The sequence below is a fragment of the Zhihengliuella salsuginis genome, from assembly GCF_014651715.1.
Lineage (GTDB): Bacteria > Actinomycetota > Actinomycetes > Actinomycetales > Micrococcaceae > Zhihengliuella > Zhihengliuella salsuginis.
Map to the genome: position 1 here is coordinate 128,102 of NZ_BMXK01000010.1, position 20,018 is coordinate 148,119.

The following is a 20,018-nucleotide window of genomic DNA, read 5'->3' on the forward strand; positions in this document are numbered from 1 at the left end:
CCGCAACGGCGGAACGCCCGGGTCGCACCTGAGGTGCGGCCCGGGCGTTCTGGTGTGAAGCTGTTCCCCTGCCGCGTCCTACGACGCCGAGCGGGGCCGGCGGCGCGGACGACGGCGGCGGCGGGGCCGGGTCTGGCCGTCCCCCTCCGACTCCTCGTCCCCGTCTACGGCCCCGGCGGGCGCGGCGTCGTCCTGTGCGTCCTGTTCGGGCGTCTGCTCGTCTCCGGCGGCGTCCGCTTCCTGGCCGTCGTCGCCGACGGCCGGGGCTTCGGAGCTGCCGGTCGCTTCGGCTGCGGGTTCCTGCGCGGCCGCGGCCTCGGCCTCGTCGCGTGCCTTCTGCTCGGCCAGTTCCTCCGGCGCGACGCGTTCGGCCCACGGCACCCAGGCCGGCGCCAGGAGCGCGCGCTCGCCCGGGACCAGTCCCGAGTCGCACACGGTGGCGCTCTTGACGCGGGGGCCGCGGGCCAGCGTGACGTACCAGTGCCAGCCCGCATAGCCGCGGACCCTGGCCTCGAACCGGTGGAGGACGAGCCGGTCCCCCTCCGCGCTGACGCCCAGATGCGCGCCGACCTGCGCCTCGGGCACGAGCGGCACGAGCGCTCCGCGTGCGGCGGCCACGTCCGCGGCCAGCACTGCGTCCAGTTTCGGGGTACGCGTCATGGCCTAGGCGTCCAGGTCGTCTGCGACGGCGCGGAGCACGGTCGCGATCTTGGCGCTCTGGCGCTTCTCGGGGTAGCGGCCGTTGCGCAGGCCGTCGGAGATCCCGTCGAGGAGCCGGATCAGGTCCTCGACGATGACGGCCTGCTGCTCGGCCGGCTTGCGCTTGGCGCGCGCCACGGACGGCGCCTTGTCCAGGATCCTGACGGACAGCGCCTGGGCTCCCTTGCGGCCCTCGGCGATGCCGAATTCCATCCGGGTCCCGGCGCGCACTTCTTTGACACCGGAGGGCAGTGCCGACGCGGGAAGGTACACTTCCTGGCCGTCCTCCGCGACGAGGAATCCGAATCCCTTCGTCGGTTCGTACCACTTGACTTTGCCTACAGGCACTTCTTCTTACCTCGTTCTCGCATTCGGCGGTGCACCGGGTCGAAAGGTGCCCCGCACCGGATTCCCAGCGGCGCCGGCGCGGTCGATCGCGCTCAGGGCGTCCCGAGCTGGGGAAGTCTGTCTCTCTAGAGTACGTCAAGAACACAAGTTTCAGGACTTTGCCCCCGGAACCCCGCTGTGTACCTTTAAGCGGTGAAGAAGCGCGACGAATCCCCGACCGCCTCCCGGTGGGTCCTGACGATGGCGGCCGCCGCGGCGATCGTCTCCCTGCTCTGCCTGGCAGCCATCCTGGTGTCCTATGCGGCCAGCGGACCCGCCTGGGCGGCCCTCTACTGGATCGGGCTGTACGGCCTGCCGCTCGCATTCGGCCTGATGGTGCTGGGCCTGATCCTCAACCTGCGGGCCCGCCGCCGGTCCTGACGGCACCACGACGCGGCTCCCCCACACGGCGACTCCCCCGCCGACGCTCGGGCCGGGCGCGCAACCCAATCAAGAAACACTCAGGCGACTCCCAGACTCGGCGATCACACTGGGAAGCATGACTGAGAAAACACCTGAGGCCCGCCTGCTGGTCGTCGACGACGAACCGAACATCCGCGAGCTCCTCTCCACGTCCCTGCGCTTCGCCGGGTTCGAGGTCTTCGCCGCCGGGAGCGGGCGCGAAGCCCTCGAGGTCGCCGAGCGCGAACAGCCCGACCTCGCCGTCCTGGACGTCATGCTGCCCGATCTCGACGGCTTCGCAGTGACCCGCAAGCTCCGCGCAGCCGGCCGCCACTTCCCGGTCCTGTTCCTGACCGCCCGCGACGGCACGGAGGACAAGGTCACGGGCCTGACCGTCGGCGGCGACGACTACGTCACCAAGCCGTTCAGCCTCGACGAGGTCGTGGCCCGCATCCGCGCCGTGCTGCGCCGCACCCAGCCGTTCGAGGACGAGGCCGCGGTCATCCGCGTCGACGACCTCGAACTGGACGACGACGCGCACGAGGTGCGCCGCGCCGGCGTCGTAGTGGACCTGTCCCCTACCGAATTCAAGCTCCTGCGGTACCTGATGATGAACCCGAACCGCGTCCTCTCCAAGGCGCAGATCCTCGACCACGTGTGGGAGTACGACTTCAACGGCGACGCCTCGATCGTCGAGTCCTACATCTCCTACCTCCGCCGCAAGATCGACGCGCAGGAGGACTGGACCCCGATGATCCAGACCAAGCGCGGCGTGGGCTACGTGCTGCGCTCCGCCGAACGCCGCTAGGGCCCGCATCGTAGGATGGGCTCGATGACTCGACTCTTCCGCCAGATCTCGCTCCGCTCCAAGCTGGTGGCGCTCATGGCCGTGCTGATGACGCTGGGTGTGGTCGCGACCGTGCTCACCGCGTCGTTCTCGCTGCGCGTGACCATGGTCGACCAGATGGACACGGACCTGGCGAGCAACTCGAGCCCGATGGCGAACCTGCTCTACGCGATCTACACGGAGGGGGACACGGACCCGGAGTCGTTCCGGATGTGGACCAACCTCCAGCTCACCCGCTTCCACAGCACCCTGCGGGACAAGGACGGCGAGATCCTCGCCGAGCTGCCGGGGGTCGAGGGCGCCGACAAGCCCGTCATCGAGAAGCACACGGTCGAGGAAGTCGAGGCGGTGCACAACGTCGCGTTCACGACCGAGGGCACCCTGCCCGAGTCCGACGGCTGGCGCTACCGGATGATCGAGATGGTCAACGGCAACGGGTACATCACGATCGCGCTGCCGCTGGCCGAGGTCGACGACACGGTCACCGACGCCGCCGGATCGATGGTCACCTCCGGCATGCTGGCCACGCTCATCATGTCGCTCGTCGCCTACGGCATCACGACGCGTGCGTTCCGCCCGTTGATCCGCGTGGAGCGCACGGCGGCGGCGATCGCCGCCGGCGACCTCTCGCGCCGTGTCGAGGAGTACCCGCACGACACCGAGGTCGGCCGGCTCTCCCGGGCACTGAACGCCATGCTCGCCCACATCGAGCACGCGTTCCGCTCGCAGGCGGCCTCCGAGCGGAAGATGCGCCGGTTCGTCCAGGACGCCTCGCACGAGCTGCGCACCCCGCTGGTGACGATCCAGGGGTACTCGGAGCTATACCGGCACGGCGGCCTGGCCGAGCGGGAGCACCTCGATTCGGCCATGGGCCGCATCGAGGGCGAGGCCAAGCGGATGGGCCAGCTCGTGGAGGACCTCCTCACGCTGGCGCGGCTGGACGAGCAGCGCCCGCTGGAACGCGTGCAGATCGATCTGCTGCACCTGGGCAGCGACGCTGTGGAGGACGCCCAGGTGAACGCGCCGGACCGCGAGGTCCGGCTCGTCGGGCTCGACGGCGGGATCCCCGTCGCGGCGCCGACGAGCGGCGACGAATCGCGCCTGCGGCAGGTCGTGGTGAACCTGATGACCAACGCCCTGCGCTACACGCCCGACGGGACGCCGATCGAGATCGCCGTCGGCACGCTGCCCGTGATCGACGGCCGGTCGGACGCGGTGCTGGAGGTCCGCGACCACGGCCCGGGCATCTCCGAGGAGGACGCCGCGCGCGTCTTCGAGCGCTTCTACCGCGCGGATTCCTCGCGTCAGCGCGAGACCGGCGGCACGGGCCTCGGCCTCGCGATCGTCGCGGCCATCGCCGCGCAGCACGACGGCTCGATCGTCCTCACCGAGACATCCGGCGGAGGCACGACCATGTCGATCCGGCTGCCGCTCGAGGAGGCGCCGTCAGACGACGCCGACGAACCGACTTCCCGTCCACACCACGGTGATTCGACCGCCTGATCCACAGCCGCCCGCCGGCCCGGCCGCCGGCGGCGGCCCCTCCCTAGGCTCGAGACGCGGGGCCGGACCGGCCCCGCCGGGCGGGTCCTTCCGCCCGCAGAACGAGCCAAGGGGCAGATCATGAGCATGTTCACCGCCGACACCTCCGACATGCGCGCGAAGGCGCAGTCCGTGCAGGGCACCATCGAGCGGCTCCGCGCCGAGGTCAATACCATGCAGGCCAGCCTGCAGGACCTCGAGGGCACGTGGCGGGGAGCCGCGGCCGCGAACTTCCAGGCGGTCGTCGCGGACTGGCGCGCCACCCAGCTCCGCGTCGAGGAATCCCTGACGAACATCAACACGGCGCTCGGCCGCGCCTCGCACCAGTACGACGACGCCGAGACCTCCAACGCGTCCATGTTCACCTATTGAACCTGCAGTCCGCGGCAGAGCGACCGGGCGGCGCTAGGCTGAAGGCGTGTCCATCTTGATCGACCCGCCGCTCTGGCCGGCGCACGGAACCGTCTTCTCGCATCTCGTCTCGGATGCCTCGCTCGAGGAGCTGCACGCCTTCGCGGCCGCAGCCGGCATTCCGGAGCGCGCCTTCGACCGGGACCACTACGACGTCGCGCAGCGCCGCTACGACGATCTCGTCGCCCGCGGGGCGGTCCCGGTGTCCGGAACCGAACTGGTCCGCCGGCTGGTCGGCTCGGGCCTCCGAGTACCCGCCCGGCAACGGCCGGAGAAGCTGGACCGCGCGCTCACCGAGCGCTGGCGGCGCCTGATGCCCGGAAGCCCGGAGGCGGGCGCCGACCTGCTGGCCCGGTGGTCCGAGCCGCATCGGAACTACCACGGACGCGGCCACCTCCTGGCGGTGCTCAGCGCCGTGGACCTGCTGGCCGACGGCAGCGGGCGGGCAGGTGCCGGACTCCGGCCCGTCCGCCTGGCCGCGTGGTTCCACGACGCCGTGTACGAGGGGTCCCCGGGGGACGACGAACGCGCTTCGGCCGGCCTCGTGCGCACCCTCCTGGGCGGCGTGCTCGACGGCCCCGAGCTGGACGAGGTCCAGCGGCTGGTCCTCGTGACGGAGACGCACTCCCCCGCGCCCGACGACGAGGCGGGCCGCATCCTCTGCGATGCGGACCTCGAGGTCCTCGCCCGGCCCTGGCCGCAGTACCTGCGGTACGTCGACGACGTCCGGCGGGACTATGCACACATCGGCGATGCTGACTTCAAGCGCGGCCGTGCCGGCGTCGTGCGACAGCTGCTGGCGCTGGATCCGCTCTACGGCACGGCGGACGGCCGGCGCCGGTGGGAGGAGGCCGCACGCGCGAACCTGGCCCGCGAGCTGGAGGGCCTCAGCGGCTAGACCCCACCCTGCGGCCGGGGCGGCCGCAGCCGAACGCAGCGAGGCCGCGGCACCAGATGGTGCCGCGGCCTCGCGCTGTCAGCTCGGTGCGTACGAGCGGTGGGGCTTAGAAGCCGCCCATTCCGCCCATGCCACCCATGCCGCCCATGTCGTCGCCGCCGCCGGCCGGAGCGTTCTTCTCCGGCTTGTCGGCCACGACGGCCTCGGTGGTGAGGAACAGGCCGGCGATGGACGCCGCGTTCTGCAGTGCGGAGCGCGTGACCTTCACCGGGTCGTTCACGCCCGCGGCCAGCAGGTCCTCGTACTCGCCGGTCGCGGCGTTCAGGCCGAAGCCGGGCTCGAGGCCCTTGACCTTGTCGGCGACGACGCCCGGCTCGAGGCCGGCGTTGAAGGCGATCTGCTTCAGCGGGGCCGAGATGGCAACCTTGACGATGTTCGCGCCGGTTGCCTCGTCGCCCGTGAGCTCCAGCTTGCCGAACGCACGTGCGCCGGCCTGGATCAGGGCCACGCCGCCGCCGGCGACGATGCCCTCTTCCACTGCGGCCTTGGCGTTGCGCACGGCATCCTCGATGCGGTGCTTGCGCTCCTTGAGCTCGACCTCGGTCGCGGCACCGGCCTTGATGACGGCGACGCCGCCGGCCAGCTTGGCGAGGCGCTCCTGGAGCTTCTCGCGGTCGTAGTCCGAGTCGGTGTTGGCGATCTCGGCGCGGATCTGGCTGACGCGACCGGCGATCTCCTCGGCGGAGCCTGCGCCCTCGACGATGGTGGTCTCGTCCTTGGTGATGACGACCTTGCGGGCCTGGCCCAGCAGATCCAGCGAGGCGGTCTCCATGGAGAGGCCGACCTCCTCGGAGATGACCTGGCCGCCGGTCAGGATGGCGATGTCGGCCAGCATGGCCTTGCGGCGGTCGCCGAAGCCCGGCGCCTTGACGGCGACGGACTTGAAGCGGCCCTGGATCTTGTTCAGAACCAGAGTGGCCAGGGCCTCGCCCTCGACGTCCTCGGCGATGATCATGAGCGGCTTGCCCGACTGCATGACCTTCTCCAGGATGGAGACCATGTCCTTGATGTTGGAGATCTTCGAGTTGACGATCAGGATGTAGGGATCCTCGAGCACCGTCTCCTGGCGCTCGGAGTCGGAGACGAAGTAGGCCGAGATGTAGCCCTTGTCGAAGCGCATGCCCTCGGTCAGCTCGAGATCCAGCCCGAAGGTGTTGGACTCCTCGACCGTGATGACGCCTTCCTTGCCCACCTTGTCGAGGGCCTCGGCGATCAGGTCGCCGATCTGGGTGTCGCCGGCGGAGATCGAGGCGGTAGCAGCGATCTGCTCCTTGGTTTCGATCTCCTTCGAGGAAGCCAGCAGCTCCTCGGTCACGGCGGCGACGGCCTTCTCGATGCCGCGCTTCAGGGACAGCGGGTCGGCGCCGGCGGCTACGTTGCGCAGGCCTTCCTTCACGAGGGCCTGGGCCAGAACGGTCGCGGTGGTCGTACCGTCACCGGCGACGTCGTCCGTCTTCTTGGCGACCTCCTTGACCAGCTCGGCGCCGATCTTCTCGTACGGCTCGTCGAGCTCGATCTCCTTGGCGATCGAAACACCGTCATTGGTGATGGTCGGCGCGCCCCACTTCTTCTCGAGCACGACGTTGCGGCCGCGCGGGCCCAGCGTCACCTTCACCGCGTCGGCAAGGGTGTTCAGGCCGCGCTCGAGGCCGCGGCGAGCTTCCTCGTCAAATGCAATCATCTTGGCCATGGTGGCGTGTGGTCCTTTCGGGACATTCAAGCGGTGGAAGTGAAGTGATGCCAGCGCCCGCGACGGACGGGCCTCTTCGCTCGCGTTGTTCGGAACGCGAGCGCGAGCACCCTCGCTGACTCAATCCACGGTTCACCCCGTCGCCCGAGCCGGACCGCCGGTCGAGACCGGCCGGTCTAGCAGTCGAGGCTTCAGAGTGCTAAACCAATTATTGGCACTCTCGCACTGAGAGTGCAAGTGCATCCACCTCAGAGCTTAGAGGCCGAATCGGCGCAGGAAGTCGTTGACGAGACGGCGCTCGGGGTCGAGCTGCGCCCGCAGGGCGGCGAACCGGTCCCAGTTCTCGAAGCGCGCGACGACGTCGGCCGGCTCCATCTGCCAGAGCTTGCCCCAGTGGGGGCGCACGCTGGACGGCAGGACCCGCTCCATCTTCACCAGCAGCGACTCGACCGCGGGCTGGTCGGGCACCCACGTGAAGTGGAACGCCACCGTGTCCTGGCCGCAGGCCGGGCTGAGCCACAGGTCGTCGGCCCGGACCGTCCGCACCTCGCCGATCTGCAGCAGCGGGCTGATCTCCTCTCCCAGCGAACGCAACGCGTCGATCGCGGCCGGGGCGTCGGCGCGCGGCACGAAGTACTCCGACTGGAGCTCGTCTCCGTTGGACGGGGTGAATTCGAGCCGGAAGTGCGGCAGCCGGTCCGCCCAGTTGCCCGCCGCCCCTCCCTGCTCGGTGCTGGCCCGGGTGTCGCCGCCCGGGACGGGGTGCCGCGGGCCGTCCGCGAGGGTCGCGCCGAGCCGGGGGAGCAGGGCGGCCGCCGGGGGTTCGCCCGCGTCGGAGCGCTGCTTCGTCCAGATCTGGCCGACCTCGTCCGCGGGCCCCCAGTCCGTGAACAGGCTGACGCTCGTGGCGCTCGAGGTGATGGCGTCGAGATGCTCCACCGCGGTATCCCACCCGAGGCGCTCGTAGACCGTCTGCGCCACGTCGTAGGCGGGTTCGACGTCGAGCTCCACCTCCACGACGACGCCGAGGGCGCCCAGGTGCACAACTGCGCCGCCGAAGTCCTCGTCGCCGCGTTCGTAGCGCACCTCGTCGCCGCCCGGGGTGAGCAGCGTCAGCGCCCGGACCGAGGTGGCCAGCGAACCGAGCCGGTCGCCGGAGCCGTGGGTCCCGGTGGCGATGGCCCCGGCCACGGAGATGTGCGGCAGGGAGGCGAGATTGCCCAGGGCGAGCCCGCGCCCGGCCAGCAGCGCGGCGAGGTCGCCGTAGCGTACGCCGCCGCCCACGCGGACCGAACCGGCGGAGCCGTCGACCTCGACCCCGGCCGGGAGACGGTCGGTCGCGATCAGCGTCCCGGCCGTGTCGGTGATCCCGTTGAACGAGTGCCGGCTGCCGACGACCCGCACCTCCCCGTCGCCGGCGAGCGCCCGGACCAGCTCCGCCCGGTCTGCGGGGTGGACGATGCGCTGCGCGCTGTAGGTCAGGTTTCCGGCCCAGTTGGCTTCCATGCGTCCTGCTTCCTCTCGCGTCCGACGGCGCTCACCGCCGGCCCTTGCTGCCGAGTCTCCCACCGAGATGTTGGTAATGAAACATTACCAACTGGGGTGCGGTCCCGGTAGACCTGCGGTCCGGCGGGTCCGCCGCACCCCCGGAGCGCGACGGCGCCCCGGCCCGCGCTGGACTCAGCCGAGCGAGAGCGCCGTCCACGACACCGGCGGCAGCGTGATGGTCAGCGTCCCGTCCTCCAGGCGCGCGCTCGTGTTCTCCCGGGTGCCCACGCGGGTCGGGTCCTCGAGGGTGTTCTTCGCGTCGCGGTCCTCGTCGGCGAGCGTGTGGCTCTCCAGGATCCCGGCCTCCCCCAGCAGCGCGACGTCGGCCGTCAGGGTCACGGGCTCGTCGGTGCTGCGGTTGACCAGGAAGACGGCCGCGCGGTTCGCCTCGTCGTCGTACGTGGCCGCCGCGTCGACGAGCGGGACCTGCCCGTACTGCTCGGAGACGTACGTCGGCGCATCCAGCTTCAGCTGGAGCGCGCGCCCGGTGGCCAGCCGCGACGTCAGCGCGAACGGGAAGAACGTCGTCTGCCGCCAGGCCGGGCCGGACGGCTCGGTCATGATCGGCCCGATCACGTTGACGAGCTGCGCCAGGGAGGCGCTGGTGACACGGTCGGCGTGGTTGAGCAGCGAGATCATGAGGTTGCCGAAGACGACGGCGTCCGCCACGGAGTAGACGTCCTCCAGCAGGCGCGGCGCGATCGGCCAGTTGTCGAGGCCCTCGATCTTGTCGACGTTCTCGAAGCGGGTCTGGTACCAGACGTTCCACTCGTCGAAGGCGATGTTGATCTTCTTCGACGACCCGCGGACGGCTCCGACGTGGTCGGCCGTGGCGACGACGGTCTCGATGAACCGGTCCATGTCGACGGCGGAGGCGAGGAACGAGCCGATGTCCCCGTCCTTCTCCTCGTAGTACGCGTGGCAGGAGATGTAGTCGACGTCGTCGTAGGTGTGGGTGAGCACGGTGCGCTCCCACTCGCCGAAGGTGGGCATGTGGGCGCTCGAGGAACCGCAGGCGACCAGCTCGAGGCCGGGGTCCAGCATGCGCATGGCCTTGGCGGTCTGGGAGGCGATCTTGCCGTAGTCCTCCGCCGAGCGGTGGCCGACCTGCCAGGGACCGTCCATCTCGTTTCCGAGGCACCACATCTTCACGCCGAACGGATCCGTCCGCCCGTGGGCGATGCGCTGCTCGGCCCGGGCGGTGCCCGAGGGCAGGTTGGCGTATTCGAGCAGCTCGACCGCCTCCTTGGTGCCGCGCGTGCCGAGGTTGACCGCGAGCATCAGGTCGCTGCCCACCTTCTCGAGCCAGCCGGAGAACTCGTGCAGGCCGACCTCGTTGGTCTCGGTCGAGTGCCAGGCCAGGTCGAGGCGGCGCGGACGCTCCTCGCGCGGACCCACACTGTCCTCCCATTGGAAGCCGGAGACGAAGTTGCCGCCCGGGTAGCGGATCGTGGAGACGCCGAGCTCGCGGACGAGCTCGATGACGTCCTGGCGGAAGCCGTCCGCGTCGGCGGTGGGGTGGCCGGGCTCGTAGATGCCCTCGTAGATGTGGCGGCCGAGGTGCTCGACGAACCCGCCGAAAATGCGGCGTCGGACTTCTCCGACGGCGTAGTGCGGGTCGACGGTCAAGGATGCGTCGGTCATGGTTTCGCTTTCGTGACGTGTGGTGGTGGGCAGTGGTGGAGGCCGCGCCAGCCGCGGGGGCCGGCGCGTTCACCGGGTGGATCGGGTGCTGCGGACTACTTGACGGCGCCGGTGGCGAGGCCGCCCTGCCAGTACCGCTGCAGGAAGAGGAACGAGAGGATCAGCGGGACGATCGAGATGAACGCGCCCGAGGTGATGAGGTTCCAGACCTGCTCGCCGCCGGCCCCCGCGTTGGAGAGCGCGGTCCAGCGGTTGAGGCCGACCGTGACGGGAAGCAGCTCCGGATCGGTCAGGACCGCCAGCGGCAGGAAGAAGTTGTTCCAGGTCACGACGATCGACAGGAGCAGCACGGTCACGACGGCGGGGCGCAGCATGGGCAGCACCACGGTGAAGAAGGTGCGGACCTCCCCGGCGCCGTCGATGCGCGAGGCCTCCATGATCTCGTCGGGGATGGCGTCCTGCGTGTAGACCCGCATCAGGTAGACGCCGAAGGGGTTCAGCAGCGACGGCAGGATGACCGCCCACGGCGTGTTGATGATGCCGTAGTCGCTGAGCAGGACGAAGGTCGGGATCACGAGCGCCGTCAGCGGCACCATGACGGACCCGAGAATGAGCGTGAAGAGCGGCCCGGACCCGCGGAACCGGAACTTGGCGAAGCCGTATCCGGCCAGCACGGCGACAATCGTCGCGCCGGCTCCGGCGGTGAAGGCGTACAGGAACGAGTTGCCGAGCCAGCGCCAGTAGATGCCGCCCTGGTGCTCGAAGAGCCCCGCGATGTTCTCGACGAAGGCGAAATCCCCGGAGAACCAGAAGGCCGGGCTGCCGAAGAGTCCGGCGGTGTCCTTCGTGGCGGCCACGAGGAGCCACCAGATCGGGATGACGAAGTAGAACGCCAGGATGATCAGGAACGCGTGGGCTCCGATGCGCCGCTTGCCGCGGGGGCGTCGTGTGCTCGTGTGGACGGGAGTGGACATCACTTCAGACCGCTCTGCTTGCGCGTGAGGAACAGGAACAGGAAGGACCCGATGAACACCAGGATGCCCAGCGAGAACGCGATCGCCGACGCGTAGTTGAACTGGCTGTAACTGAAGGCCAGAGAGAACGCGTACATGTTGGGCGTGTAGGCGGCGTCGATGGAGCCCTGGGCGATGCTCTGCATCACGACGGGCTCGGTGAAGAACTGCAGCGTGCCGATCAGGGCGAACGTGACCACCATGACCATCGAGGAGGAGATCATCGGGATCTTGATCCGCAGGGCGGTCTGCAGTCCGTTGGCGCCGTCGATCCGCGCTGCCTCGTAGATCGACGGGTCGATCGAGCGCAGCGCGGCGTAGATGACCACCATGTAGTAGCCGGCCCACTGCCAGGTCACGATGTTGACCAGCGAGAAGAAGATCGTGTCCGGTCCGAGGAGATTCGGCGCCTCCAGCCCGAAGGCGTCGAAGATCGTGGCACCGGGCCCGAAGCGGGGGCTGTAGAGGAAGCTCCACATCAGCGCGCCGATGACGACGGGGACGGCGTACGGGACGAAGATCAGCAGGCGGGTGACCTTCGACGCCCAGCTGGTCAGGGTGTCGAGAACGAGGGCTGCGACGATTGCGATGATCAGCTGGGTCGGGATCATGACGGCGCCGTAGGCGAGGACGCGCAGCATCCCCTCGAGGAACAGCGGATCCGTGAAGGCGCGCGTGTAGTTGGCGAGGCCCGTGAATTCGGTGCCCGCCGCCAGGGTGGAGGTGAACAGGCTCATCCGGAACGCGTAGCCGAGCGGGATGATCAGAAAGAGCGCGAAGATCAGCAGGAAGGGCGAGACGAACAGCCATCCCCAGCGCTGGCGGCGCCGCACGAGGAGCGATCCGGACGTGGCGAGCCTGCGGCTCGTCTCCGGGTCCAGCTCCGTGGCCTGGGTGGTCATAGTGGTTCTCCTAGTCGATGGGTCTGCCGGGAGGGCGGCGCGGCGGGGTCCGGGACCGTTCCCCGCCGCGGCCGGCTACTTCAGGGTGAAGCCCTGCTCCGCGGCGTACGTCTCGAGGCTCGTCTGGAGATCGTCCAGGGCCGCTTCCGCGTCCTTGTTGCCCTCGGTCATCTCGAAGAGCTCCTCCGTCAGCTGGTCGTACGCGTAGTTCTGGAACGGGCTGAAGGTGAACCCCTCGTACCCCTGCGCGGCGTCCAGGAAGACCTCGTCGTTGATCTTCTGCCCGCCGAAGAACTCGTATTCCAGGTCGCGGAAGTAGTCCGATTCGAGCATCGGCGTCCACAGCGGGAACAGCGCCGCCTCCTCGACGCCGATCTTCCAGGCCTCCTCGTTGCCGAAGATCTCCTTGGCCACCAGGGCGGAGGCTTCCTTGTCCTCGGCCTGCTCGGTGACGGCGAAGGTCGATCCGCCCCAGTTCACCTGGACCGGGTTCTCCGCATCCCACTGCGGCAGCGGCGCGGCGCGCCACTCGGCGTCCGGGTCCGTGTCGGACAGCCCCTGCAGGTAGCCCGGCCCCCAGGCCGCGGCCAGGTAGATCGCGTAGGTGCCGTCGACCAGCTTGGTGTTGTAGTCGGCGGTGAAGGCGTCGTCGGCGGCGACGAGCCCGTCGTCCACGAGGCCCTGCCAGTAGCCCAGCACGTCGCCGGCCGCGTCGTCGTTCACCTCGATGCCGATCTCCTGCGGGTTGGAGGAGTCGTAGACGAACGGTTCGGAGCCCGCCTGGGCGAACAGCGCCTGGTTGAAGGCCCGGCCGTTGGTCGGGAAGTTGGCCAGCACGCCCGGCGCCCCCTGGGCCTCGAGCTCCTCCGCCGCGGTGCGGAACTCGTCCCAGGTGGCGGGCGGGGCGATGCCGTATTCGTCGAGGATGTCCTGGCGGTACAGCATGCCCATGGGGCCGCCGTCGACCGGGACCGCGTAAACGGAATCGCCGCTGGAGACGTCGCTCCACGCACCCTCGGTGTAGTTGCCCGCGATCTCGTCCACGCCGTACCCGCCCAGGTCCACGAGCGCGTCGCGGATCGTGAAGCTGGAGAGCACCTCGGCCTCGAGCATGATGACGTCGGGGGCGCCCGAACCGGCCTCGATCGCCGTGGAGAACTTGGTGTACTCGTCGTTGCCCTGGCCGGCGTTGGTCCAGCAGACCTGGACGTCGTCGTGCGTCTCGTTGAAGTGGTCGACCACCTGGTCGAATGCGGGGTACCACGCCCAGACCGACACCTGGGTCGCGTCCTCGTTGATGATCTCGTTGGTGCAGCTCGCCTCCTGCGACTCGCCGCAGGCGGCCAGGCCGGCAGCCGACAGGGTCGCGATCGCCGATGCGGCGACAACCCTCGAAGTCCTCGACTTCATGGCTCTACTTCCTCTCAAGGTGGAAACATCGTTGTCCCTGGCGGCCGCACGCTGCGCGCCCTCCGTCGAGCCCGGTCGCCCGGCCCCTCCCGCCCACAGGTACAACGTTGTACTGTAAACGTTGTACCGACAATAGTGAACGCACCCCGAACCGATGTCAAGAGATTTTCGTGAGCCGCTTCACGCGGTGGCGGTCGACTCCCGCCGGCGGATCTCGAATTCCGCCAGCCGCGTCTCGGGGGCCCGGTCCTGCCCGCCGTCGGCGATGCGCTGCAGCAGCGTCTTCACCGCGGTCCGGGCGATCCAGCCGCGTCCCGGGTCGACCGTCGTCAGCGACGGGATGGAGTAAGGCGCCTCCTCGAGGTCGTCGAACCCCATGACCGCGACGTCTCCCGGGACTGTCATGCCCGCCTCCTGCAGGACGCGCATGGCGCCCAGGGCGAGCGTGTCGTTCAGGCCGAAGACGGCGTCGAACTCCACTCCACGGGCCAGGAGGTCGCGCATGCACGTGGCGCCGTTGGCGCGGTGCCAGAGGCCGGAATAGGCGATCAGCTCCTGGTCGTAGGCGACCCCGGCCGCCTCGAGGGCCTCGCGGTAACCCCTCAGGCGCAGCCCGGCCGACCCGACGACCTCGCCCTCGTGGGCGCCCACGACCGCGATACGGGTGCGCCCGGATTCAAGGAGGTACCCGGTCGCCTCCCGGGCCGCGGCCACGTTCCGCATCGTCACGTGGTCGGTCGGGCCGTCGAAGATCCGCTCGCCCAGGATCACCAGCGGGTACGCCACCTCGAGCGCTCCCGCATCCTCCTGCCCCATGCCGAGCGGCGAGAAGACGAGCCCGTCGGTCATGTTCAGGCGCGGGCTCTTCAGCAGGGCCAGCTCGCGCTGGCGGTCGCCGCCCGTCTGTTCGATCAGCACGACGACGCCGGCGGCCTCCGCGGCCGCGATCACCTCGGCCGCCAGCTCGGCGAAGTAGCTCAGGGCCAGGTCGGGCACGGCCAGGGTGATCGCGCCCTTGCGTCCCGAGCGGAGCCCGCGGGCAGTCAGGTTGGGGGTGTATCCGAGCTCGGCGATGGCGGCCTCGACCCGCGCGCGCGTGGCGCTGCCGACGTTCGGCCGCTCGTTGATGACGTTGGAGACGGTCTTGATCGACACCCCGGCCAGCCGGGCGACATCGTGCAGCGTGGCAGCCACGGCTACTCCCCTTCCGTTGCAGGTGCGATCAATATACGACGTTGCACTCCCTCATCCGGGTCGGCCCGCCGGGCCGCGCGCCGACGGGGACGCGGGGCGGCTATCTCCCGGCGCCGCCGAGCACGACCGAGATCTCGGTGGGGATGTTCTCCGTCTGGTAGATGGTCCCGATGCCCAGCTCGTTCGCGACATCGCGGGCCGTCGCGGCAGCCCAGTCGTTGTTGTAGTAGACGACGCTCGGCTCCACCGGACGGGTCCAGTTGCCGGAGGTGACCTGCGAATAGCCGGCCGAGCGGAGGGTCGCGGAATTGGATCCGGCCAGGCCGCCGATCCCCGAGCCGTTGTAGACGCCGACGGGCAGGCTGCGGTCGAGCACGCCCTCGGACTCGTCGGCGGCGGAGTCCTCGCTGGCGTCGGCCCCGGGCGACTCGTCCACGACGTCTGCGGCATCGGACTCGTCGGCGACGTCCGGATCGCCGGATGCGGAGGCATCGGATTCGCCGGCGCCGGCCGACTCGTCGGCCGATCCCGATGCCCCGCCGTCGTCCGCGCTGCCGGACGCGGAGGCCGAGACGCTCGCGGAGGAGGACGCCGTGCTCGGCGCGGCCTGCTGCTCCCCGCCGAAGGTGGGTCGGAGCAGGAAGAAGGCCACCAGGCCGATGAGGATCGCGGCGACGCCGAAGATCAGGATCGGCCACAGCCCGCCACGACGCACCGGGGCCATGCCGGCTTCGAGCCGGTGCACCCCCTGGCGGTCGGTGTATTCGGGGACACGATCGAACTCGTCGCTCGGATACTTACTCATGACCTTCCTTCGATGAAGCGTCTGCGCTACGCGAGGCGGCGCCGGAATCGGTGGTGCGGCTGTCGTTGCTTCTCACATCGACTCTACCGGCGGCACTCCCCCGCCGGGTGGCGACGCGGCGACGCGTCGAACGTAGTCTACGCAACCGGCGGACCAGCATCGGATCCCAGGCGAGGGCATCATCGGTGTCGATGAGCACATTCAGCAGCTGGTAGTAGTGCGTGGGGCTGATGTCGAAGCGGGCCCGGATCTCCTGCTCCTTGGCGCCGGCGTATTTGAAGTGCAGCTTCTCGAGCGCCAGCATGCGCTGCTCGACCTCGCCGAGTTCACCTCTGGACATTCTCCCCCCTCCCACGCCGAACACGGATCCTCCAGTTTAGTCGCACGCGCCCCCGGTTGCGGCCCGCGGCCGTCCCGCGCCGCCATAATGGACGTCATGCAGATGGCAGAGGACTGGAAGCACGCGCTCGCCCCCGTCGCCGACGACCTGGACGCGGTCCAGGCGCGGATCGAGGCCCGCCGCGCGGCCGGGGAGGCCGTCCTGCCCGCCGCTCCGGACGTCCTGCGGGCCTTCGCGCTCCCGCTGGCCGCGACCCGCGTCGTCGTCCTGGGCCAGGACCCCTACCCGACGCCCGGGCACGCGATCGGCCTCTCGTTCGCCGTCGACTCCCACGTCCGCCCGCTGCCGCGCTCGCTCGGCAACATCTACGCCGAGCTGCGCGACGACCTCGGCATCGCCCCGCCGGACCACGGCGACCTCTCCGCCTGGGCCGATCAGGGTGTGCTGCTGCTCAACCGGGTGCTGACCGTGGCGGCAGGGGAGGCCGGATCGCACCGTGGTCTCGGCTGGGAGCGCATCACGGAGGCGGCCGTGCGCGCGGTCGCCGAGCACAGCGCGAACACCGGCTCCCCGCTCGTCGCGATCCTGTGGGGCAAGGACGCGCAGAAGGCGCGTCCGCTGCTGGCCTCCGGGGAGGAGCGCGGCACGACGGCGGTGCTCGCCTCCGCGCACCCGTCCCCGCTCTCGGCGCGGCGCGGGTTCTTCGGATCGCGGCCCTTCAGCCGGGCCGACGAGTTCCTGCGCAGCCGCGGCGCCGAACCCGTCGACTGGACCCTGCCGCCGTCGGACCCCGGCGGCGCGGTGGCGGACACCCTGTTCTGATCGCGTCAGCGGCGGCGGATACGCCGCCGCTCGTGCGTGTTCCAGCCCTTGGTCAGCGGGCGGGCGATGGTGTCGCCGAGCACGATGCCGCCGGCGATCGCCAGGATGATGCCGAAGGCGTTGAAGATCTCGCTGAGGCCGAGGAGGAAGTCGCCGGACTCCATCGTGATGCCGTACATGGCGCGGAAGATCGTGAGCCCGGGCAGCAGGAACATCATCGCCGGGACGGCGACGACCAGCTGCGGCGCGCCGAGCCGCAGGGCCACCCAGCGCCCGGCGGTGCCGATGACGACCGCCGCCGCGGCCGGGGCCAGCCGCTCCCCCACCCCGATGGCGAGCACCACCAGCAGTGAACCGTAGCCGAGCAGGGCGACGCCCGCCGTCGGCAGCAGCAGGCGGGGCGCGCTCTGCTCGAAGATCGACGCGCTGAAGATCGCGATGCCGACGAAGGCCGCCATGAGCCACGTCGGGTAGCCGACCGTCGGGATCTCCGCGACGTTGATGTTCCCGACGCCCAAGAGGTCGCCGACCACCAGGCCCGTGATGATGCCGGCGAAGATGCCGCCGAAGACCAGCAGGGCCGAGAAGAGACGCCCTGCGGCGGTCACCGGGAAGCCGTTGATGGCGTCCTGGACGCTCGAGACCAGTCGTGTGCTCGGCAGCAGCAGCATGATTCCGCCGGCGACGACGACCGCCGGGGAGATAGGCACGCTCAGCTGCCACAGGAGCAGCGCGGTCGCGGTGATGAAAAGCGAGGCCAGTGCCACGGAGAAGAACTCCGGGATGCGCCACTTGCCCGAGATCTTGAGGACCTGCCACACGCACGTGAACGACAGCAGGGCGATCAGCGCGCCGAGCCAGCTGCCGCCGATGAAGAGCACGAACCCGCCGCTGAAGATTCCGCCGGCGATGTCGGCCACCCACCGCGGGAACGGCTTCGGCTGGCCGATGACCTCCCCGAGCTGGTCGATGGCCTCGCGGCGGGTGACGTCTCCGGCGACGATGTCTGCCACCAGCTGGTGCACGAGCGCGAGGCCTGCGTAGTTGCTCGTCCAGGAGCGGACGACCCGCAGCAGGCTGATCGGGACCTGGTCGTCTCCGGAGTAGTTGATGTGGATGGACTGATTGGTGATGTCGACGTCGACGTTGCGCAGGCCGAAGGACGCCGTGACCGCGATGATGCTGGTCTCGGCCTCGAGCGCGCCGGCACCGAAGCGGAACATGGTCTCGGCCAGGTCCAACGTGAACTCGAGGGTCTCCCGGGTGTTCTCTCCGGCCATGCCGACCTGGACCATCGGGTTGGCGTAGGGGCTGCCCACGAGACGGTCCACGACCGAGAACGCCTGGGTCGGCGGGTGCTCGGTCGCCAGGATCTTCGAGAAGACCTTCTTGGCACCGGGCGAGGGCGCCCACGTCGCCCGCCGCTCCTGCCGCCCGAACGGCAGTCGGACGGCGGGGACCGTCGTCGTGCGCGGACCCCGCGGGGAGCGGATCGGCGTCGTCGGGGCGGTGGGCGGACCGCGCCGGGTGCGGCGCCTGCTGCGCCCGGGTGCTTCTGTCGGAGGGGTGAACGCGCTCCCGCCGGCCGGGCGCTCCGCTGTCGGCGCCCGGGCCTCGAGCGCGCCGGTGACAGCCTCGACGTCGGGGCCGTCCGTGGCCGTCACGCCGTGTCCGTAGTTCAGGGCGTCGCGTTCGATCTCCGCCTGGGAGCGCTCGTCGGCCTCGGCCTGGTCCGCCTGAGTCAGGGGGGCGGTCCGCGGCCCCGGCGCGGCGGACGCGTCGGTGCCGGCCACGGGCACCTGGGCGACCGGGCGGGTGTAGGGATCGACGCCCGGCTGGGCGGGCCCGGTATGGACGGGAGTGGCGTCGGTCGGAGGTGCGAACGGGTTGTCGATCTGGGCGGTCGTGACGCGCGGCATCGACGCCGCCACCGGATAGGCATCCGTCTGCGGACGCGCCTCCCCCGCCGAATCGGTCTCGTCCATCGACGCCTCGTCACCCGACGGTTCGGGCTCGAACGGCTGCGTCCTGCTCACCCAGTCACCTCCCCAGATTCTCGCTTCAAAACCCCACTGTACAACCGGGGGCAGGGCTGCGGACATGCCGGGAATAGATACCTTCACCACACCGTTATTAGATGCAAACGCATACTTTAGGGAGGGCTCGATGAGTGGGAAACTGCAGCTCGGCGTCGACACGTTCGGCGACATCAACGTGGAGGCGGACACCGTCGGCGCGGCGCACTCGCGCGTACTGCGGCACGTCGTCGAGGAGGGCGTCATCGCCGACCAGTCGGGCCTCGACTTCTTCGGAGTGGGCGAACACCACCGACCCGACTACGCGGTCTCGGCCCCCGAGGTCGTCCTGTCGGCCATCGCCGCCCGCACCGACCGCATCCGGCTGGGGTCCGCAGTCACCGTACTCAGTTCCGACGACCCGGTCCGCGTCTTCCAGCGCTTCGCGACACTCGACGGGATCTCGAACGGCCGCGCCGAGATGATCCTGGGCCGCGGCTCCTTCGTCGAGTCCTTCCCGTTGTTCGGCTACGACCTGGACGACTACGAGGTCCTCTTCGAGGAGAAGCTCGCCCTCACGGCGAAGCTGTTGAAGGAACAACCGACCACCTGGGCCGGCTCCACGCGGTCCGGACTCAGCGGCCAGGATGTCTACCCGAAGACCGAGAACGGCATGCGCGCCTGGGTCGGCGTCGGCGGCAGCGCCCACTCCGCTGTCCGCGCCGCCCGGCACAACCTGCCCCTGATGCTCGCGATCATCGGCGGCGACCCGTTGGCGTTCGCACCGCTCGCGCGCCTCTACCGGAAGGAGCTGGCCGAGTTCGGGCACGAACCGCAGCCCGTCGCGGCACATCTGCTCGGCTTCGTGGCCGACACCGACGAGGAGGCCCGGGAACTGCTGTGGCCGCACTTCTTCGCACTGATGTCGAAGATGGGCCGCGAGCGCGGCTGGCGCGGCTACGGGCGCGGCCAGTTCGAGGCGGCGATCGGCGAGGACGGCAACCTGCTGGTGGGTGCACCGGAGACCGTCGCGCGCAAGATCGCGCGCGTGGCCACGAGCCTCGACCTCGAGCGGGTGGATGTGAAGATGAGCAACGGCACGCTCCCCCACGACCGCATCGCACGCAGCATCGAGCTGCTCGGCGACAAGGTGGCCCCTCTCGTGCACGACATGATGGCGGATCAAGGACGATGACAAGAATGGCCCCGGTCCGTGGACCGGGGCCATTCTTCGTTGGTGGATCTTACTGGACTCGAACCAGCGACCTTTCGCGTGTGAGGCGAACGCTCTAACCAACTGAGCTAAAGATCCGTGCCGCTGTGCCGTCAACGGGCACCAGAACATCTTAACCCGCCGGCGCCGGGCGGCCAAATCGGCCCGAGACGCCG

At 69.9% G+C, this 20,018-nt stretch carries 19 protein-coding genes and 1 tRNA gene; 7 read left to right on the forward strand and 13 right to left on the reverse strand.

Going from position 1 to position 20,018, the window contains the following annotated elements; translation table 11 throughout:
* Nucleotides 1-78 precede the first annotated feature (78 nt).
* Complete coding sequence (locus IE069_RS12235) at nt 79-660, reverse strand: DUF3027 domain-containing protein (RefSeq protein ID WP_189350850.1); 582 nt, start codon at nt 658-660, stop codon at nt 79-81.
* A gap of 3 nt (nt 661-663) precedes the next feature.
* The gene (locus IE069_RS12240) at nt 664-1,047 is read right to left on the reverse strand and encodes a cold-shock protein (protein ID WP_189350851.1); all 384 of its coding nucleotides are present in this window, start codon (nt 1,045-1,047) and stop codon (nt 664-666) included.
* Between the two features lie 192 nt (nt 1,048-1,239).
* Here IE069_RS12240 and IE069_RS12245 point away from each other — a divergent pair, with 192 nt between their 5' ends.
* The 5 genes from IE069_RS12245 to IE069_RS12265 all read left to right on the forward strand — a co-directional run bounded on the left by IE069_RS12245 (nt 1,240) and on the right by IE069_RS12265 (nt 5,186).
* Nucleotides 1,240-1,467 (forward strand): hypothetical protein, encoded by a 228-nt coding sequence (locus tag IE069_RS12245; protein ID WP_189350852.1) that lies wholly within the window; start codon nt 1,240-1,242, stop codon nt 1,465-1,467.
* A gap of 118 nt (nt 1,468-1,585) precedes the next feature.
* Nucleotides 1,586-2,296 carry a response regulator transcription factor gene (locus IE069_RS12250; RefSeq protein ID WP_189350853.1) on the forward strand — a complete coding sequence of 237 codons (711 nt, stop codon included), beginning with the start codon at nt 1,586-1,588 and terminating at the stop codon, nt 2,294-2,296.
* A 24-nt stretch (nt 2,297-2,320) separates the two neighbouring features.
* On the forward strand, nt 2,321-3,838 hold the full coding sequence (locus IE069_RS12255) for a sensor histidine kinase (RefSeq protein ID WP_308425389.1): 1,518 nt from the start codon (nt 2,321-2,323) through the stop codon (nt 3,836-3,838).
* A gap of 120 nt (nt 3,839-3,958) precedes the next feature.
* On the forward strand, nt 3,959-4,249 hold the full coding sequence (locus tag IE069_RS12260; protein ID WP_189350855.1) for a WXG100 family type VII secretion target: 291 nt from the start codon (nt 3,959-3,961) through the stop codon (nt 4,247-4,249).
* A 46-nt stretch (nt 4,250-4,295) separates the two neighbouring features.
* On the forward strand, nt 4,296-5,186 hold the full coding sequence (locus IE069_RS12265; RefSeq protein ID WP_189350856.1) for a DUF4031 domain-containing protein: 891 nt from the start codon (nt 4,296-4,298) through the stop codon (nt 5,184-5,186).
* A gap of 106 nt (nt 5,187-5,292) precedes the next feature.
* On the opposite strand, the gene groL is transcribed toward IE069_RS12265, so the two are convergent.
* The 9 genes from groL to IE069_RS12310 all read right to left on the reverse strand — a co-directional run bounded on the left by groL (nt 5,293) and on the right by IE069_RS12310 (nt 15,792).
* Nucleotides 5,293-6,936 carry a chaperonin GroEL gene (gene groL / locus IE069_RS12270; protein WP_189350857.1) on the reverse strand — a complete coding sequence of 548 codons (1,644 nt, stop codon included), beginning with the start codon at nt 6,934-6,936 and terminating at the stop codon, nt 5,293-5,295.
* Nucleotides 6,937-7,191: 255 nt separating this feature from the next.
* A complete protein-coding gene (locus IE069_RS12275; RefSeq protein ID WP_189350858.1) occupies nt 7,192-8,442 on the reverse strand; it encodes a D-arabinono-1,4-lactone oxidase in 1,251 nt (416 codons plus the stop codon).
* A gap of 174 nt (nt 8,443-8,616) precedes the next feature.
* Nucleotides 8,617-10,128, reverse strand: a complete 1,512-nt coding sequence (gene arfA / locus IE069_RS12280; protein WP_189350859.1) for an arabinosylfuranosidase ArfA — start codon at nt 10,126-10,128, stop codon at nt 8,617-8,619.
* Between the two features lie 95 nt (nt 10,129-10,223).
* Complete coding sequence (locus tag IE069_RS12285; protein WP_189350860.1) at nt 10,224-11,102, reverse strand: carbohydrate ABC transporter permease; 879 nt, start codon at nt 11,100-11,102, stop codon at nt 10,224-10,226.
* The gene (locus IE069_RS12290; RefSeq protein ID WP_189350861.1) at nt 11,102-12,043 is read right to left on the reverse strand and encodes a carbohydrate ABC transporter permease; all 942 of its coding nucleotides are present in this window, start codon (nt 12,041-12,043) and stop codon (nt 11,102-11,104) included. Before IE069_RS12290 ends, IE069_RS12285 begins: the two co-directional genes overlap by 1 nt.
* Nucleotides 12,044-12,118: 75 nt before the next feature.
* The gene (locus tag IE069_RS12295) at nt 12,119-13,453 is read right to left on the reverse strand and encodes an ABC transporter substrate-binding protein (RefSeq protein WP_189350862.1); all 1,335 of its coding nucleotides are present in this window, start codon (nt 13,451-13,453) and stop codon (nt 12,119-12,121) included.
* 180 nt (nt 13,454-13,633) lie between these two features.
* On the reverse strand, nt 13,634-14,647 hold the full coding sequence (locus IE069_RS12300) for a LacI family DNA-binding transcriptional regulator (RefSeq protein ID WP_189350863.1): 1,014 nt from the start codon (nt 14,645-14,647) through the stop codon (nt 13,634-13,636).
* A gap of 100 nt (nt 14,648-14,747) precedes the next feature.
* Nucleotides 14,748-15,452 (reverse strand): LytR C-terminal domain-containing protein, encoded by a 705-nt coding sequence (locus tag IE069_RS12305; RefSeq protein WP_189350864.1) that lies wholly within the window; start codon nt 15,450-15,452, stop codon nt 14,748-14,750.
* Nucleotides 15,445-15,792 carry a DUF3263 domain-containing protein gene (locus IE069_RS12310; RefSeq protein ID WP_189350865.1) on the reverse strand — a complete coding sequence of 116 codons (348 nt, stop codon included), beginning with the start codon at nt 15,790-15,792 and terminating at the stop codon, nt 15,445-15,447. The genes IE069_RS12305 and IE069_RS12310 overlap by 8 nt, the downstream gene beginning before the upstream one ends.
* Nucleotides 15,793-15,888: 96 nt before the next feature.
* Between IE069_RS12310 and IE069_RS12315 the strand changes: the two genes are divergently transcribed.
* Nucleotides 15,889-16,614, forward strand: a complete 726-nt coding sequence (locus tag IE069_RS12315) for a uracil-DNA glycosylase (protein WP_308425390.1) — start codon at nt 15,889-15,891, stop codon at nt 16,612-16,614.
* A 5-nt stretch (nt 16,615-16,619) separates the two neighbouring features.
* Here IE069_RS12315 and IE069_RS12320 read toward each other — a convergent pair whose 3' ends face one another.
* Nucleotides 16,620-18,650, reverse strand: coding sequence for a threonine/serine exporter family protein (locus tag IE069_RS12320; RefSeq protein ID WP_189350867.1), 2,031 nt, complete (start codon nt 18,648-18,650; stop codon nt 16,620-16,622).
* Nucleotides 18,651-18,780: 130 nt separating this feature from the next.
* Here IE069_RS12320 and IE069_RS12325 point away from each other — a divergent pair, with 130 nt between their 5' ends.
* Nucleotides 18,781-19,824: an LLM class flavin-dependent oxidoreductase gene (locus IE069_RS12325; protein WP_189350868.1), complete on the forward strand. Its 1,044-nt coding sequence runs from the start codon at nt 18,781-18,783 to the stop codon at nt 19,822-19,824.
* Between the two features lie 40 nt (nt 19,825-19,864).
* Here IE069_RS12325 and IE069_RS12330 read toward each other — a convergent pair.
* Nucleotides 19,865-19,941: transfer RNA gene (locus IE069_RS12330), tRNA-Val, on the reverse strand.
* Nucleotides 19,942-20,018 lie beyond the last annotated feature (77 nt).